The organism is Streptococcus constellatus subsp. constellatus, assembly GCF_023167545.1.
GTDB lineage: Bacteria > Bacillota > Bacilli > Lactobacillales > Streptococcaceae > Streptococcus > Streptococcus constellatus.
On the sequence record NZ_AP014647.1, the window covers coordinates 1,505,760 to 1,522,041 of the forward strand.

At 37.7% G+C, this 16,282-nt stretch carries 11 protein-coding genes and 2 pseudogenes; 2 read left to right on the forward strand and 11 right to left on the reverse strand.

The genetic code is table 11. The features are described from left to right. Positions 1 to 200: 200 nt before the first annotated feature. From SCSC_RS07420 to SCSC_RS07430, 4 genes and pseudogenes are all read right to left on the reverse strand, one after another. Complete coding sequence (locus SCSC_RS07420; RefSeq protein WP_006268326.1) at positions 201 to 611, reverse strand: peptide deformylase; 411 nt, start codon at positions 609 to 611, stop codon at positions 201 to 203. Between the two features lie 65 nt (positions 612 to 676). After that, positions 677 to 1,576, reverse strand: a complete 900-nt coding sequence (gene scrK / locus SCSC_RS07425) for a fructokinase ScrK (protein WP_006270296.1) — start codon at positions 1,574 to 1,576, stop codon at positions 677 to 679. A 139-nt stretch (positions 1,577 to 1,715) separates the two neighbouring features. Then, positions 1,716 to 2,174: pseudogene (locus tag SCSC_RS09550) on the reverse strand (PTS sugar transporter subunit IIA); the annotation flags it as partial. Positions 2,175 to 2,233: 59 nt separating this feature from the next. Then, positions 2,234 to 3,612: pseudogene (locus SCSC_RS07430) on the reverse strand (sucrose-specific PTS transporter subunit IIBC); the annotation flags it as partial. Positions 3,613 to 3,803: 191 nt separating this feature from the next. Between SCSC_RS07430 and SCSC_RS07435 the strand changes: the two are divergent. Next, positions 3,804 to 5,258 carry a sucrose-6-phosphate hydrolase gene (locus tag SCSC_RS07435; RefSeq protein ID WP_006270225.1) on the forward strand — a complete coding sequence of 485 codons (1,455 nt, stop codon included), beginning with the start codon at positions 3,804 to 3,806 and terminating at the stop codon, positions 5,256 to 5,258. Beyond that, positions 5,239 to 6,204, forward strand: a complete 966-nt coding sequence (locus SCSC_RS07440; RefSeq protein WP_006270237.1) for a LacI family DNA-binding transcriptional regulator — start codon at positions 5,239 to 5,241, stop codon at positions 6,202 to 6,204. Before SCSC_RS07435 ends, SCSC_RS07440 begins: the two co-directional genes overlap by 20 nt. 84 nt (positions 6,205 to 6,288) lie before the next feature. On the opposite strand, the gene SCSC_RS07445 is transcribed toward SCSC_RS07440, so the two are convergent. From SCSC_RS07445 to SCSC_RS07475, 7 genes are all read right to left on the reverse strand, one after another. Beyond that, positions 6,289 to 7,107 carry a Cof-type HAD-IIB family hydrolase gene (locus SCSC_RS07445; RefSeq protein WP_006270209.1) on the reverse strand — a complete coding sequence of 273 codons (819 nt, stop codon included), beginning with the start codon at positions 7,105 to 7,107 and terminating at the stop codon, positions 6,289 to 6,291. Between the two features lie 185 nt (positions 7,108 to 7,292). After that, positions 7,293 to 8,216 (reverse strand): ATP-binding cassette domain-containing protein, encoded by a 924-nt coding sequence (locus SCSC_RS07450; RefSeq protein ID WP_003070566.1) that lies wholly within the window; start codon positions 8,214 to 8,216, stop codon positions 7,293 to 7,295. Positions 8,217 to 8,226: 10 nt separating this feature from the next. Further along, positions 8,227 to 9,294 (reverse strand): ABC transporter ATP-binding protein, encoded by a 1,068-nt coding sequence (locus SCSC_RS07455; protein WP_006268109.1) that lies wholly within the window; start codon positions 9,292 to 9,294, stop codon positions 8,227 to 8,229. Positions 9,295 to 9,302: 8 nt separating this feature from the next. Further along, positions 9,303 to 10,229: an oligopeptide ABC transporter permease OppC gene (gene oppC, locus SCSC_RS07460; RefSeq protein WP_006270263.1), complete on the reverse strand. Its 927-nt coding sequence runs from the start codon at positions 10,227 to 10,229 to the stop codon at positions 9,303 to 9,305. After that, the gene (locus SCSC_RS07465) at positions 10,229 to 11,725 is read right to left on the reverse strand and encodes an ABC transporter permease (RefSeq protein ID WP_006268182.1); all 1,497 of its coding nucleotides are present in this window, start codon (positions 11,723 to 11,725) and stop codon (positions 10,229 to 10,231) included. Before SCSC_RS07465 ends, oppC begins: the two co-directional genes overlap by 1 nt. A 363-nt stretch (positions 11,726 to 12,088) precedes the next feature. Then, positions 12,089 to 14,068, reverse strand: coding sequence for a peptide ABC transporter substrate-binding protein (locus SCSC_RS07470; protein WP_006270242.1), 1,980 nt, complete (start codon positions 14,066 to 14,068; stop codon positions 12,089 to 12,091). Between the two features lie 195 nt (positions 14,069 to 14,263). Beyond that, entirely contained in the window at positions 14,264 to 16,240 is a 1,977-nt protein-coding gene (locus SCSC_RS07475; protein ID WP_006270291.1) for a peptide ABC transporter substrate-binding protein, read from the reverse strand. Positions 16,241 to 16,282: the final 42 nt, after the last annotated feature.

Genomic DNA, 16,282 nt, shown 5'->3' on the forward strand with positions numbered 1-16,282 from the left:
TAATAACTCATTTAGCTAAGCATATTCCCCAGACTTCATTTCCAGCAAATCCACTTTTTGCATCACAAATCAACCATTCCCTACGCTTTTTTAAACTATAAACATTGTTCATCAAGATTCATTCGACAAAACTTACAAAATTCTAGCATTTCTTCACTATTAGTCGATTTTCTCCGACATAGCATATATTACACGTTTTTCTATATCAAAATACCTTCCAAGTGATCCAATTCATGCTGGCAAATTTGTGCTGGAAAATCTTTCAAAGTTAGCGTTTGTTTTTGCCAATTCTGGTCCAAATATTCAACCATAATTTCCTTATAACGAGTCGTCAAGCAACTTCCCGAAAGTGATAAACACGATTCTTCTGCTTGATAAGGAGAGGACTTCCTTTTCAAAATAGGATTGAACATGATAACAGGCACTATACCATACATGAAAATAATCGCTCGTTTTTGCATCCCAATCATATTGGCCGCCATTCCGACACACCTATCTTGATTTGCTTTTAAAGTATCTAATAAATCCTGCCCAATTTCGATATCTTTTTCGGTCGCTAATTGCGCTTTCTGTTGTAAAAATAATAGATCTTTTACAATTGGTTTAATCATTTTCCTCCTCATAAGAAAAGAGCAAGTTCATTCAATATCCTTTTACTTGCTCTCAATTCACTTAATTATCCTTTGACTTTTTCACTGACTTTTTTAGCTAAGACAAAATTTCCAAGTGTTGCTGAGCCATTTCCAGCAACAGCTGGTGTCACAATATAGTCACGCACATCAGGTACTGGCAGATAACCGTTCAAAAGAACAGTGAATTTTTCACGAACGCGATCCAACATATGTTGTTGCGCCATGACCCCTCCACCAAAGACAACAACATCGGGACGGAAAGTCACTGTTGCTTGAATCGCTGCTTGTGCAATATAATAAGCTTGAATATCCCAGATAGAGCTGTTTAGTTCTATATTTTCTCCTCGAATGCCAGTACGAGCCTCTAAGCTAGGCCCGGCAGCCAATCCCTCCAAACAACCATTATGGAATGGACAAACACCATTAAATTCTTTCTCTACATCCATCGGGTGTTTCGCAACATAATAATGCCCCATCTCAGGATGACCCGTTCCACCAACAAATTCACCACGTTGAATAGCACCAGCACCAATACCTGTTCCAATCGTATAATAAACCAAATTTTCAATACGACCACCAGCATTGTTTCGTGCTACTATTTCACCGTACGCAGAGCTATTAACATCTGTCGTAAAGAAAATCGGTACATTCAATGCACGCCGCAAAGCACCAACAATATCAACATTTGCCCAGTGTGGCTTGGGTGTAGTTGTAATAAAACCATACGTTTTTGAATTTGGATCAATATCAATCGGTCCAAAAGAACCAATTGCCAATCCCGTCAAATTCTCAAAGCGTGAGAAAAATGCAATTGTTTTATCCAATGTTTCAATCGGTGTAGTCGTTGGAAATTGTGTTTTCTCAACCACTTCAAAATTGTCGCCACCAACTGCACAAACAAATTTTGTACCACCAGCCTCTAAGCTTCCATACAATTTTGTCATTTCAAAACCTCTTTATATTTTGTTTTATTCTCTATTCATTATAGCATATCTTCATGTCACTTCTGAGTACAAATTTCAGTTATTCTTCTCTTTTTCAAAGAAAAGCGAACAAACATTCATTTGCTCGCTTTATCTTACATTAGACTTTCAACTCAATGACAGCCTCTCCCTTAGTTACTGCACCCTCTGCAACAGGAGTGACAGAAGCGTAATCAGCCGTGTTGGTAACAATCACCATGGTTGTGTCATCAAGACCAGCGGCTGCAATTTTGGCAACGTCAAATGTACCAAGAACATCACCTGCTTTGACTTTAATACCTTGAGCAACTTTTTGATCAAATCCATCACCGTTCATAGAAACTGTGTCAATACCAATATGAATCAAAATCTCAGCTCCATTTGTCGTTTTCAATCCGTAAGCATGACCAGTTGCAAATGCGATTGTCACTTCTGCATCAGCAGGAGCATATACCACACCTTCGCTAGGTTTTACTGCGATTCCTTGTCCCATAGCACCACTTGAAAACACTGGATCATTAACATCTTTCAAATCAACGATTGAACCAACGATTGGAGAAAGGATTGTTTCGTCAGTAAGAACTGGCGCAGCAGCTTCATTCGCTTCGACTACTTCTTTAGCTTCAGTAGCTTCTTCTTCAGCATCTTTATAACCAAATGCATAAGTCAAACCAAATCCAAGACCAGTTGTTACAAGTACCATAAAGATATATTGAAGAACTTGACCATTCAGATAGAGAAGCGTACCTGGGATGATGGTAATCCCAAATCCAGTCCCAGCAAGTCCAAGAATAGAGGCTAACCAACCACCAATAGCCGGCAGCAAGACCCAGAACGAATGGTTTACCATAACGCAAGTTCACCCCGAAAATAGCTGGCTCAGTGATTCCAAGACCTGCAGAAAGAGCTGCTGGAAATGCAAGAGCTTTTAATTTTTTAGATTTTGTTTTTACACCAACTGCAAGAGTTGCACCGGCTTGGGCTGTCATAGCAGCTGTAATAATCGCATTAAAGGCATCTTTTCCTTCATTGGCAATCAATTGCGCTTCTAATAAGTTGAAGATATGGTGCACACCTGTTACCACAATTAGTTGGTGAATACCCCCAAGAATCAAACCTGCTAAGCCAAACGGTAAGGCAAGAATAGCTTTTGTTGCAGCAAGAATGACATTTTCAAGTGAATGGAAAATTGGACCAATGATAAAGAGACCCAGAACTGACATCACAAGGAAAGTCAAGAATGGCACAACAAGCAAATCAAGCACATCTGGAATTTTCTTATGCAACCATTTTTCAAGCTTCGCACCAAGTAGACCAATGAAGAAGGCTGGCAAAACTGAATTTTGATAACCAACGACCGGAATAAAACCAAAGAACATGATTGGCTTGGCATCACCAGAAGCAACAGCCCAAGCATTTGGAAGAGCTGTATTTACCAGCATCAAGCCAAGTACAATACCAATAACCGGATTCCCACCAAATACACGGAAAGCCGACCAAGAAATCAAAGCAGGGAAGAAAGCAAAAGCTGTATCTGTCAAAACGACTGTATAAGTATAAAAATCTGATGCAGCAAAAGCTTTTGAGGTTGTCCCAAATAATCCAAGAATCGTATCATTATTAATCGCACCACGAATCCCCATGAAAAGACCTGTTGCTACGATGGCTGGTAAGATAGGTACAAATACATCACCAAATGTACGAACAGCACGTTGGAACCAATTTCCTTTTTTAGCAGCTTCTGCTTTTTGTTCACCAGTTGAAGAAGTTGGTAAGCCAAGTGCAACCACTTCATCATATATTTTATTAACGGTACCAGTCCCAAAGATAATTTGATACTGACCTGAATTAAAGAATGCTCCTTGAACCTTCTCAAGATTCTCAACTCTGTCTTTAGCAATTTTAGCTTCATCCTTGACCATGATACGCAGACGGGTCGCACAGTGAGCAACACTACTTACATTGTCTCGTCCACCGATGGCTTCAATGACCGCTTTTGCAATGTCTTTATTTTCCATTTGCATCTCCTTATTGAAAATAATTAACTTTTATGAAAGCGATTTAATCGCTCCTATGACTATTATTTTAACATGATTTAAAAATATGTCAAGCGTTTTGCAGAAATTTTATTTTTTTCTGCTAAAAAGTTGATTTTTCTAAAGAAAACGTTTACTATATAAGTAAGAAAACTATATTGGAGGATAAAAGATTGGCTTGGACAACCGAACAACGCTACAAACGTTATGAAAACTGGACAACAGATGAAATCAATCAAATAAAAGAAAATATTGAAAAATCTCCTTGGCGGACTAGTTACCATGTAGAACCTCAGACAGGATTACTCAATGACCCAAATGGCTTCTCTTATTTTAATGGTAAATGGATTGTGTTCTATCAGAACTTCCCTTTTGGAGCAACCCACGGTCTAAAATGCTGGGTACAGCTCGAAAGTGATGATTTAGTCCATTTCACAGAAACTGGTCTACGAGTTCTACCAGATACGAAACTGGATAGCCACGGCGCCTACTCTGGCTCTGCTATGCAGTTTAATGACAAGCTTTTCCTTTTTTATACCGGAAATGTTCGCGATGAAAATTGGGTACGCCACCCATACCAAATCGGAGCATTGCTGGATAAAGAAGGGAAACTCGAGAAGATTGATAAAGTCTTGATTGAGCAGCCAAAAGAAGCTACAGATCACTTTCGCGATCCACAGATTTTCAATTATAAAGGCCAGATCTATGGCATTATCGGCGGACAAAATCTGGACAAAAAAGGGTTTATCAAGCTTTATAAAGCAGTTGAAAACGACTATACAAACTGGGAAGAAGTCGGCGATTTAGACTTTGAAAATGACAATACAGCCTATATGATGGAATGCCCCAATCTTGTCTTTATTGATGAAACACCTGTTTTGCTCTACTGCCCTCAAGGTTTATCAAAAAAAGTTGCTCCTTACGACAATATTTTCCCAAACATGTATAAGATAGGTCAATCGTTTGACATAGCAAAGACAGCAATTGTCGATCCTAGTCCTCTGCAAAATTTAGATTATGGATTTGATTGCTATGCAACCCAAGCTTTCAATGCTCCAGATGGCCGTGTCTTAGCAGTCAGCTGGTTAGGTTTGCCGGATATTGCTTACCCATCTGATCGTTTTGATCATCAAGGAATTTTCTCGCTTGTCAAGGAATTAACACTAAAAAAAGGAAAACTCTATCAATATCCTGTTCAAGCAATCCAAAACCTGCGGAAAGAGAATAAAGTATTCACCAACCAAGCAAAAACAAAAAACAGCTATGAACTGGAATTAGAATTTGCAAGTGGTTCACAAACTGAAATCGTCCTCTTTGCAGATCAAAAACACAAAGGCCTCCGTATTCACTTCGATATCAAAAATGGTCAAGTAACAATTGACCGTAGTGAAGTTGGCGAACAATATGCTCTTGAATTTGGGACAGTTCGCCGCTGTATGATTGAAAACCAAACTACAACTGCCTCAATTTTCATTGATAAGTCAGTTTTTGAAATTTTTATTAACAAAGGAGAGAAAGTATTTTCAGGTCGCATTTTCCCACATAATGACCAAAACGGCATTTTTATCACTGAGGGAAATCCAACCGGAACTTACTATGAATTAGATTATGGTCGCAAAACTAACTGATGTAGCAAAACTGGCAGGGGTCAGCCCCACAACCGTTTCCCGTGTGATTAACAAAAAAGGCTACCTCTCAGAAAAAACAATCACAAAAGTAACTGAAGCTATGCGAGAATTAGGCTACAAACCTAATAATCTCGCTCGCAGCTTACAAGGAAAATCCGCTAAATTAATTGGATTGATCTTTCCAAATATTAGTCATATATTTTATGCTGAACTCATTGATAAATTAGAACACGAGTTATTTAATAGAGGTTACAAAACAATTATCTGCAACAGCGAACACAATTCGAACAAAGAAAAAGAATATCTGGAGATGCTAGAAGCCAATCAAGTCGATGGCATTATCTCTGGCAGCCATAACTTGGGCATTTCGGATTATGACCGCGTAACAGCCCCTATTATCTCTTTTGACCGCAACTTGTCTCCTTCTATCCCTGTTGTATCTTCCGACAACTATGCTGGTGGGACCCTAGCCGCAGAAACATTGGTCAAATCTGGAGCTAAAAAGATCATTATGATTACCGGAAATGATAATTCCAATTCACCAACAGGTCTCCGCCATGCAGGCTTTGCCTCTGTCCTACCAACCGCTCCTATTATCAATGTATCTAGCGACTTCTCCCCCATTCGCAAAGAAATGGAAATCAAAAATATCTTAAAAGATAAGAAGCCCGATGCTATTTTTGCTTCAGATGATTTAACTGCCATTTTAATCATGAAAGTCGCTCAAGAACTGGGGGTCAACATCCCAGAGGAACTAAAAGTTATTGGTTATGACGGAACTTATTTTGTGGAAAATTACTATCCACAGCTCGCCACTATTCAGCAACCATTAAAAGATATAGCTTGCTTACTGGTCGATTTATTGCTGCGAAAAATTGAAGGAGAAAAAGTTCCAACAACGGGTTACTTCTTACCTGTTCACCTTTCTTCAGGAAAAAGCATTTAACACTGTAAAATAATGAAAACCCACTTAATTTCTCCATACTTAAGTGGGTTTAATCTTTATACGTTTCCTATGGACTTCTATTAATTATTCTACAAGGAGAAACTTATCAATTGCCTGCGCGCAGCCATCATGATCATTATCAGCTACGATAACATCCGCCAATCCTTTAATACTCTCATTAGCATTTCCCATAGCAATGCCCAAGCCTGCTTCACGAATCATACTTTCATCGTTATCTGCATCACCAACAGCAATGATCTGTTCCATAGGAAGTTGCAAATATTGAGCCAGGTGAGCTAAACCTTGCCCTTTTTCAACACCCCGCGCTGTTAGTTCAAGACCACTTACTTCTGATTTTATCATGGCAATATCCTCAAATAACAAAACCTCATACGATTGATCTCGCTCATCAGCTGTTAAGTGATAAATGTTGATCTTACCAAAATTTTCTCTTTCCTTTGCTAACAAATCACAGATATTATCTACTAATACCGCTGTTTCGTCATACAGTTCAGTATAAATTTCCATATAGTAGTTCGCAATGTTCTCAAAATGAGAGCGCTGAAGATAGCCTTGTCCATTGATCATACCGACCACCATTAAATCGTGAGCTTCTGCCAACGCCTTCACTTTATCCACCACAACAGCAGGTAATGTTTGCTCCGCTAAAGTTTGCTTCATTTCCAAATCATAAATCAATGCACCACTAGCAAGAACGGCATAGCGAATCCCTTGCAAATCTTTTTCATAAAGACCTAATTCTGACAGAGAGCGCCCTGTTGAAAGTGCAACTTGTTTTCCAGCTGAATGCGCTCTGTCAATAGCTGCAATACTACTTTTTGCAATCGTCTTTTGACTAGTTAAAAGCGTTCCATCCATGTCAAATGCAATCAATTGATACATAACATTTCTCCTTTTTTCTACTAAAATTAGTATAGCATAAAAGCTCAAAAATAGTAAAAAAGCTTAAAACCATGTTATCAAAAACGTTGGTTTTAAGCTTTTTTATTGTCGTTCATTCCTTAATTTTAACTAGAGACTAAGTTCTTATTTAACCTCTTTAATTGTCAACAAAGTTGAAGATCTATTTACAATTCTTTTTTATACTTTTCAACTTCTGCTTTATTAGCCCAGACAAAGTGTCCTGGACGAATTTCAACCATTTCTGGCTTATCTACTGAATAATCATGTTGAGCAGCATCATAAACCTTCAATACTTTCTTCCGCTCCAATATTGGGTCTGGAATTGGGACAGCAGATAGCAATGACTGCGTATAAGGATGGATTGGATTATTGAAGAGTTCTTCTGTTTCAGCCACTTCTACAATCACACCCTTATAAATAACAGCAATACGGTCTGAGATAAAACGTACAACTGATAAATCATGGGCAATGAAAAGATAAGTCAAGCCTAGATCTTTTTGGAATTTCTTAAGAAGATTCAAAACTTGTGCGCGCACAGAAACGTCAAGTGCTGAAATCGGCTCATCTGCAATCACAAAATCTGGCTCCATAACAAGCGCACGAGCAATCCCAATCCGTTGACGCTGACCACCAGAAAATTCATGCGGATAGCGGGTCAAATGCTCTGACAACAACCCCACCTCATGAATAATATCTTTCACCTTTTTCTGACGTTCTTCTTCATCTTTAAACAGATGGAAATTATACAGACCCTCTGAAATAATATAATCAACTGTCGCACGTTCATTCAAACTAGCAGCAGGGTCTTGGAAAATCATTTGAATCTTGCGAATCACTTCTGATTCTTCCTCTTTTGATTTCTTACCATTGATTCTCTTTCCATCAAAGAAGATATCTCCCTTGCTAGTATCGTTCAAACCAATAATGGCACGACCGATTGTTGTCTTACCAGAGCCGGATTCTCCTACAAGTGAAAACGTTTCTCCTTTATTGATAAAGAAATTAGCATTTTTTACAGCAACAAATTTCTTGCTTCCTTCACCGAAGGAAATTTCCAAATCTTTAACTTCTACTAATTTTTCAGGCATTTCCTTCCTCCTAAGCGTCTAAATGAGCAAAACCCATTTTTGAGCTAATTTTTTCATGTAAATCATCAATAACAGCAGGTTTATTCACTTTTGGAGCATTTTCATGAAGCAACCATGTTTTTGCCCAATGTGTATCTGATACATAGATTTGAGGTGGTTTTTCCTCAAAATCAATTTCCATCGCATAATCTGAACGAAGAGCGAAAGCATCTCCTTGCAAGTGTGAATAAAGAGACGGCGGTGTGCCAGGAATAGAGTAAAGCTCTCCTTTATCATCTGCCAACTGTGGCAAGCTTGATAACAAGCTCCAAGTATAAGGATGACGTGGATCATAAAAGACGTCTTCTACTGTACCATACTCGACGATTTCTCCAGCATACATAACGGCAACTTTATCCGCAATACTTGCTACCACTCCAAGGTCGTGGGTGATAAAAATAGTAGTGAATTGATACTCTTGTTGCAATGATTTCAACAAATCAATGATTTGTGCTTGAATGGTAACATCAAGCGCTGTTGTAGGTTCATCACAGATTAAGATATCAGGACGACAAGCAAGCGCAATGGCAATAACGATCCGTTGACGCATTCCTCCTGAATATTGGAAAGGATACTCACTAAAACGCTTTTCAGCATCAGGAATACCGACTTTATTCATATAGTCAATAGCCATTTCCTTCGCTTCTTTTGCCGTTTTCTTTTGATGTTTTACAATAACTTCTGTAATCTGGCTACCAATCGTATTAATTGGGTCTAAACTTGTCATTGGGTCTTGGAAAATAGTCGCAATTTTAACACCACGAATAGGTTCCCAATCTTTATTGGATTTCAATTTTGTCAAATCTTGTCCACGATAGTTAATCGATCCTTGCGCTACTCGACCATTATCCTCTAACATTCCAGTAAAAGTCTTTGTTAAAACAGATTTACCAGAACCTGACTCTCCTACGAGAGCAAGAACTTCACCTTCGATGAGGTCAAGTGATACACCACGAATGGCGGTTAAGACTTTATCACGAACGTCAAATTCCACGACAATATCGCGGGCAGTCAATATTACATTTTTTTCTTGTGTCATATTTACTCCTATCTATGTGTACGTGGATCACTAGCATCCGCTAAGTTCTGACCGACAACGAATAGGGAAAGGGAAACCAAAATCAACGTTGTTAATGGAATCCAGAAAAGATATGCATTTGTTGTAACATTTTGTGAATAATCCGAAATCAAACGCCCTAAACTTGGCACCGTCACAGGAAGTCCCAAACCAAAGAAAGACAGAAAGGCTTCGTATGAAATGAAACTTGGAAGTAATTGTGAAGCAGTTGTCACAATCACAGAAACCAACTGTGGCATAATATTTTTTACAATGATTTTAACAGTCGGTGTTCCCAAAGTGCGACTGGCAAGGTTATACTCTAAATCACGATAACGTAGAATTTGGATACGAATATTGTAAGCAATCCCAATCCAACCAGTGATGGTCATAGCAAAAATCAAATTCCAGAAACCTGCACCGATTGAGTAAGTCAAGACAATGACAATCAAAAGCGGTGGAATGTTAGAAATGATATTATAAATCTCAATCATCACACGATCGACAGTCTTTGAAATTCCCCAGATACCACCAATAACAATACCAATCACAAGGTTAATCATGGTTGCAATAACTGAAATAAGAATAGAGTTACGTGCTCCAAACCACACTCCGTCAAAGAGGGATTTTCCGTTACTATCTGTACCAAACCAATATTGGGCATTCGGTTTGATATAACGAGCACTAAAATCATTTACTTTACTTACATCATTAAAATCGAAATTTGAAAAAATCGGATAGATGAAACTCATCAAAACAATTGCAACAAGAATACCCAACATAGCAATTGTTGATTTTTTCCTTAAGAATTGACGCATAACAGATTTCCAGTAAGAATAAGCTGGCGCATCAATTATTTCAGAGGCAAAATCATCGCGTTTTACAAATGTGAACTTACTTTTATCAATTGTAGCCATTATTTACCTCCTTTTGATGTTAATTTAATACGTGGGTCAAGCATGGTCATCAGAATATCACCCAATAGAAGAGCGAAAATAGAAAGACATGTAAAGATAAATACAAGACCAACGACCATAGAATTATTAGATGCTTTAACAGAGTCAATCAGCATTTTACCCATTCCAGGGAAAGCAAAGATTGTTTCGGTCAAAGTCGCACCTGTGATAACTCCGATAATAGCACCAGGTATACTGGATACAAGTGGTACCATGGCGTTTTTAAAAATATGTTTATTTGAAATTTCTTGTTCAGAGAGACCTTTTGCCCGTGCAAAACGAACAAAGTCTTGTGATTGCAGGTCAATCATATAACGACGAATCCAAACAGCTGTCCAAGGCGCACTCAAAAGCCCAAGAATAACTGCCGGAAGAACATAGGAACGCCAATCTCCCGCTCCCAAAATAGGGAAGGAATCCGGCAATCCAAGAGCCGAACCAATCAACCGAATGATATAAACCAAAGCGATAGTTGGCAATGACATCAAGAATGTCAAGGCTCCTGTCGAAATACTATCAAACAATGTATTCTTAAAGCGAGCCATGTAAGATCCAAGCGGAACAGCAATTAAGTAAGATAAAGCCAGACCAATCAAACCAACAATTGAAGAACTTACAATCATTGATGGATATTGGTAGTTACTTTCTGTTGCCGTATATGGATCATCTTTTCCATAATTGGCAACATCACGCGCATCGGCTTGTTTTGGAGATTTATAAGTTCTTGTATAAATGTTGACAGACGAAGTTTTCTTACCTGTCGGGAATTGAACTTCAGAAGTTTTCGTTTGTCCTTGCCCTTGCGAAATAACTTGTAAAACAGGAAGATTCGCATAAGTTGGATAAGAAATACCTAGATTTAATCTCACAAAATTCTGATGAACAAACGGAAATTGCCCATTAAAGTACAATAAATACTTATGTTTCGTTCCAGAACCAACAACAGACCAACCAATAGCAGGATCATTTTCAATACGAAGATAACGCTTCAAGTTTGGATTAGAAGCATCTTTCACAGCACCTGTATGGTCAATTTGAATCAAATTGCCATAGAAACCAAGAACGCGTTCATAAACTGGAACCTCTCGAGTTGCATAAAATTGCTTACTTTCTTTGAATTGCTGCAATTTCCAACCACGCCCCAACTTTTTGATGTAAGCTTCATAGATTTTTTTATTTGCATTAGTAGGTTCTACTGTTACAGAAGGATTCTCTTTACTAGCTTTTTCTTGTAATTCCTTCGTATCATAGTAGTCAATGTAACCCATACGCTCAAAAATTGTATTTTCATAATTAGTCTTTTTATCAGGAGTTGTAGCTATTTTATTATAGTTCGGATCCTGCTTGAAAATCAACTTTCTTGGCACCATAGTATAGATAATGGTGTAAGTCAATGTTGTTACCATGAAAATAGATACTAAAGAGCGTAAGATACGCATAAAAATATATTTCTTCATTTACCGTTTCCTTTAAAATCCCAAAAGAACTTTCTCCCCTGTTAGAGAAAGTTCTGATGAGAAGTTTATTTTACATGATCTGCTAATTCTTTGGTATTTACTGATTTAGCATGAGTCACATCAGATATTCTACTTCAATCACTATGATTAAGTTATTAAACCTAACCTGTCAGTCAAGACCGAAGGAAGAGATAGAAAAATGTCACGCGTTACGACAAATACCTATTTTCGATTTTAGAATACCTTCAATTTTAAACTGATTGTTTAAAATTATACCACAATTCTAGTCAATTGTAAAATCAATTGTCAGAATATTTTTATCATAAATGAACCCTTTTTGTTTTTCTGTTAAATTTTTTTCAATTATTTAACATGATCTGCAAGTTCTTCTTGAGCTTTTTTATTAGATTTTGATCGCTCTTTATTCCATTTAATCATAGCTTTCTTGTACTGATCTTGTGTAACAGGCTCATCTTGGAGTTCAAGATATTTATATAGAATGATTTCACTATTCCCTTTGTTTCCTGACCAAGCAAATGGATTAGTAAATGGCACTGTGCGAGAAAGAATTGGGCGACCCGTTAGCGTTGTTGTTGGAATAACTAATGCATTATCAGTCAACCAAGCTTGGGCTGCCGCATATTTTTCATAGCGTGCATTCGTATTAGTGGTTTCTTTTTCAGCCTCGTTCAACAGCTTTTCATATTCGTTCATACCGACTTGTGCTGCTGCAGCGTTATTTGTACCTGCATCAAATCCTAGATAAGTCTTTGTGCTTTCACCGCTTGAAGGTTTGATGATATCAAGATAGGTAGATGGATCTTGGAAGTCTGGACTCCAACCAACATTATCAGAAAGATCCCAATCTTCTGCAGCTGCAGATTCAGCAAAGTAAGTGATATTATTTACATCGTCTTTAGACATTTGTTGAATGTCAATCACAACATTTTCTTTGCCAAGATTTTTTTCAATCGATTGTTTCAATGATTGTACACGTTGAACTTTATTCGTTGCCGTTTGGTCAACTGGCATGTCAATGTGGATTGGGAATTGAACACCGTCTGCTTGAAGCGCTGCTTTCGCTTTGGCTAATTTTTCCTTGGCTTTCGTTGGATTGTAAAGACCGTCTTGCGCATCATTTAAGTTGACATTTTTCCAACTTTCATCGTAGCCGACTAATTTTTCTTTGACCAATTCTCCAAAGTTCTTATCATCTGTTTGAACAAAAGTTGGTGGTACAAAGAGATTACGAAGCATCTTCGTCGCACCATCTTTCCCATTTACTTGTGACGCATAAGCTGTGCGGTCAAATGCAAATGTAATTGCTTGACGGAAATCTTTATTCAATAATGCTTTCTTAGTAGATGTCTTTTGAGCATCTGTTGTCTTTGATGTATGATTGTAAGATTGACGATCGATGTTTGTAGCCACTAGATAAGTGGTTGCATCTTGTGGAGTATAAACGATGTTGTTTTTGTATTTCTTGCTGACAGAAGCATAACTTGGACTAGTTGGAAATACTTTTGCATTGGTAAATGAACCGTCACTAAATCCTTTAGCAAGTTTATCTTGGTCTTGACCATCATAGTAAGACAATTTGATGTTATCAATGTGTACATTTTTCTTATCCCAATAGTTTGGATTTTTAGCCAATTCAACAGATGATTTTGCAGTGATAGATTTTAGCAAGTATGGTCCATTATAAAGAAGACTAGATGGGTCTGTTGCTTGTGCAAATTTATTTCCTTTTGATTTCAAAAATTCTGCATTAACTGGCGCTAAAACCCCCATCGTAGTCTTTGAATTCCAAAAGCTTTCTGGTCGATTCAGAGTATATTGAACCGTATAATCATCAACCGCTTTGATACCGACAGAAGAGAAATCTTTATTTTCACCCTTCATGTAAGCATCCAGGCCTTTGATTGAATCTTGTACCAAATAAATAGCATCGGATTTCTTATCTGCAGCGTGTTTCAAACCAGCCACAAAGTCTTGCGCTTTGACTTCGGCATACTCTTCACCTTCGGATGTATACCATTTGACACCTTTACGAAGTTTATAAGTGTAAGTCAAGCCATCTTTGGAAACCGTCCAATCTTTTGCCACAGAAGGGATTAAATTTCCGTAACGGTCATTTTCTAAAAGTCCATCAATGACATTACTTGTAATATTTGAAGTAGAGGCCTTCCCAGTTGTCAAATAATCCAAATTATCTGGATCTTGCTCATAAACATATGAAAATGTTTTGTTGCTAGAACTTGTTTTAGAGCCAGAACAAGCCGTTAAGGCTCCTGCTGTAAGTAGGGTAACAGCCGCTAAAGCAATGATTTTACTTTTCTTCATGAATATTCCTCCCAAATTCATTATTTTTATACATTCTAGCACACAAACAGTAAAAAGTAAATAGAATTTTCTAAATTTTATGACATATTTTGAAAGCTGATTTAATAAGGTTTATATTAATCTATTAACCTTTAAAAATTAAAAAAGCAGGTTTTCCTCACCTTTTAGTGAGTTTTACCTGCTTTTATCATTGTATTATTTTACATGATCAGCTAATTCATCTTGAGCTTTTTTATTAGACTCGGCTTTTTCTTTTTGCCATTTCTTCTTAGCTGCTTCATAGTCTTTCTTCGTGACAGCATCTTTACCGACTTTAATGTATTTATAATAGGTTGAGCTACCTTTACTACCTGTTTGCGCAAATGCACCTGAGAACGGTTGAATGCGTGACACAAAAGTTCCGGCACCTGTTGAAGCCATTGTTGGCAAGACAAGCGAACTGTCTGTTAACCAAGCTTGTGCTGCTGCATATTTTTCATAACGTTTTGCAATGTTTGTTGTTTCTGCACCTGCTTCATCGACTAATTTATTATATTCGTCCAAGCCTACTGCTTTAGCACCGGCATTTTCACTACCAGAGTCAAAACCAAACCAAGTCTTCGTATTGTCAGAAGCCGTTGATTTCAAAATATCAAGATAAGTAGATGGATCTTGATAATCAGGACTCCAACCAACAGCACCTGAAATATCCCAGTCTTCTCCAGCTGCATTTGGAGCATAGTAAGTGACGTTATTAAAGTCGTCTTCTGACATCATATTCAAGTCCATGACAACATTTTCTTTGCCGAGTACTTTTTCAACAGATTGTTTTAAAGACTGCATCCGAGCAACGTAGCTCTTAGAAGTTTCTACAACAGGAACGTCTAAGTGGATTGGGAATTTCACACCTTGAGCTTGCAAAGCTTCTTTTGCTTTTGCAAATTTTGCTTTTGCTTTTGTTGGATTGTACAAGCCATTTTGTGAATCAGCTAGCTTGACACCCTTCCAGTCATCGCCATAGCTTGCTAATTTTTCTTCTACAACATCACTAAATGATTTTTCACCAACTTGAACAAAATTAGATGGTACAAACATATTACGGATTGCTGTGGCAGCACCATCTTTACCATTTACTTGTGCTGCATAAGATTCGCGGTCAAGTGCAAAGTTCAAAGCTTGACGGAAGTCTTTGTTCAACAATGCCTTTTTCGTTGAATTTTTTTCTTCATCTGTTTTCTTAGCCGTATGGTTGTAAGATTGACGGTCAATATTAAGGGCTAAAGCAGCCGTTCCAGAGCCTGCTTCTGCTGTATAGATATTGTCCTTGAATTGTTTTTCAAAAGTTGCAAAGTTTGAACTTGTTGGGAAGAGGCGTGCGTATGAGTATGCCCCATCTTTGAAATTACGAGCCAATGAGTCCTGGTCTTGACCATCATAGTAAGCAAGTTTAATGCTATCAACTTTTACTTTATCTTTATCCCAATAATGTTTGTTTTTAACATATTCTACCGCAGATTTTGCTGTGATAGCTTTCATCAAGAATGGTCCATTATAAAGGATTGAGTTAGGGTCTGTTGATTGGCCAAATTTATTTCCTTTAGATTTCAAAAATTCTGCATTGATTGGCCACATAATGGCAGAGGTTGTCTTAGAATTCCAATATGGTTCTGGCTTGTTCAATGTATACTGAACAGTATAGTCATCAACCGCTTTCACACCTACCGTTGAAAAGTCTTTTGTTTGACCATTCACGTAAGCATCTAAACCTTTAATTGAGTTTTGAACCAAATAAAGAGCCTCAGATTTTTTATCGGCAGCATGTTTCAGTCCAGTTACAAAATCTTGCGCCTTGACTTCAGCATATTCTTCACCTTCTGATGTGTACCATTTGGCACCCTTACGAAGTTTATAAGTATAGGTTAAACCATCTTTTGATACAGTCCATGACTTAGCCATTGATGGTACAAGATTTCCATATTTGTCATTTTCTAACAATCCGTCAACTCCATTTGTCACAAGATCGCTAGTGGTTGCTTTTCCTGATGTTACATAATCCAAAGTTTCTGGATCACCAGAATACACATAACCAAATTTTGTTTCAGCTGAGTTTGATTTCGAACCCGAGCAAGCTGTTAACAAACCAGCAGTTAGTAGGGCTACCCCTGCTACTGCAATAATTTTACTTTTTTTCATAGGTACCTCCGAAAACTATGATATATTCTAATTATACTATAT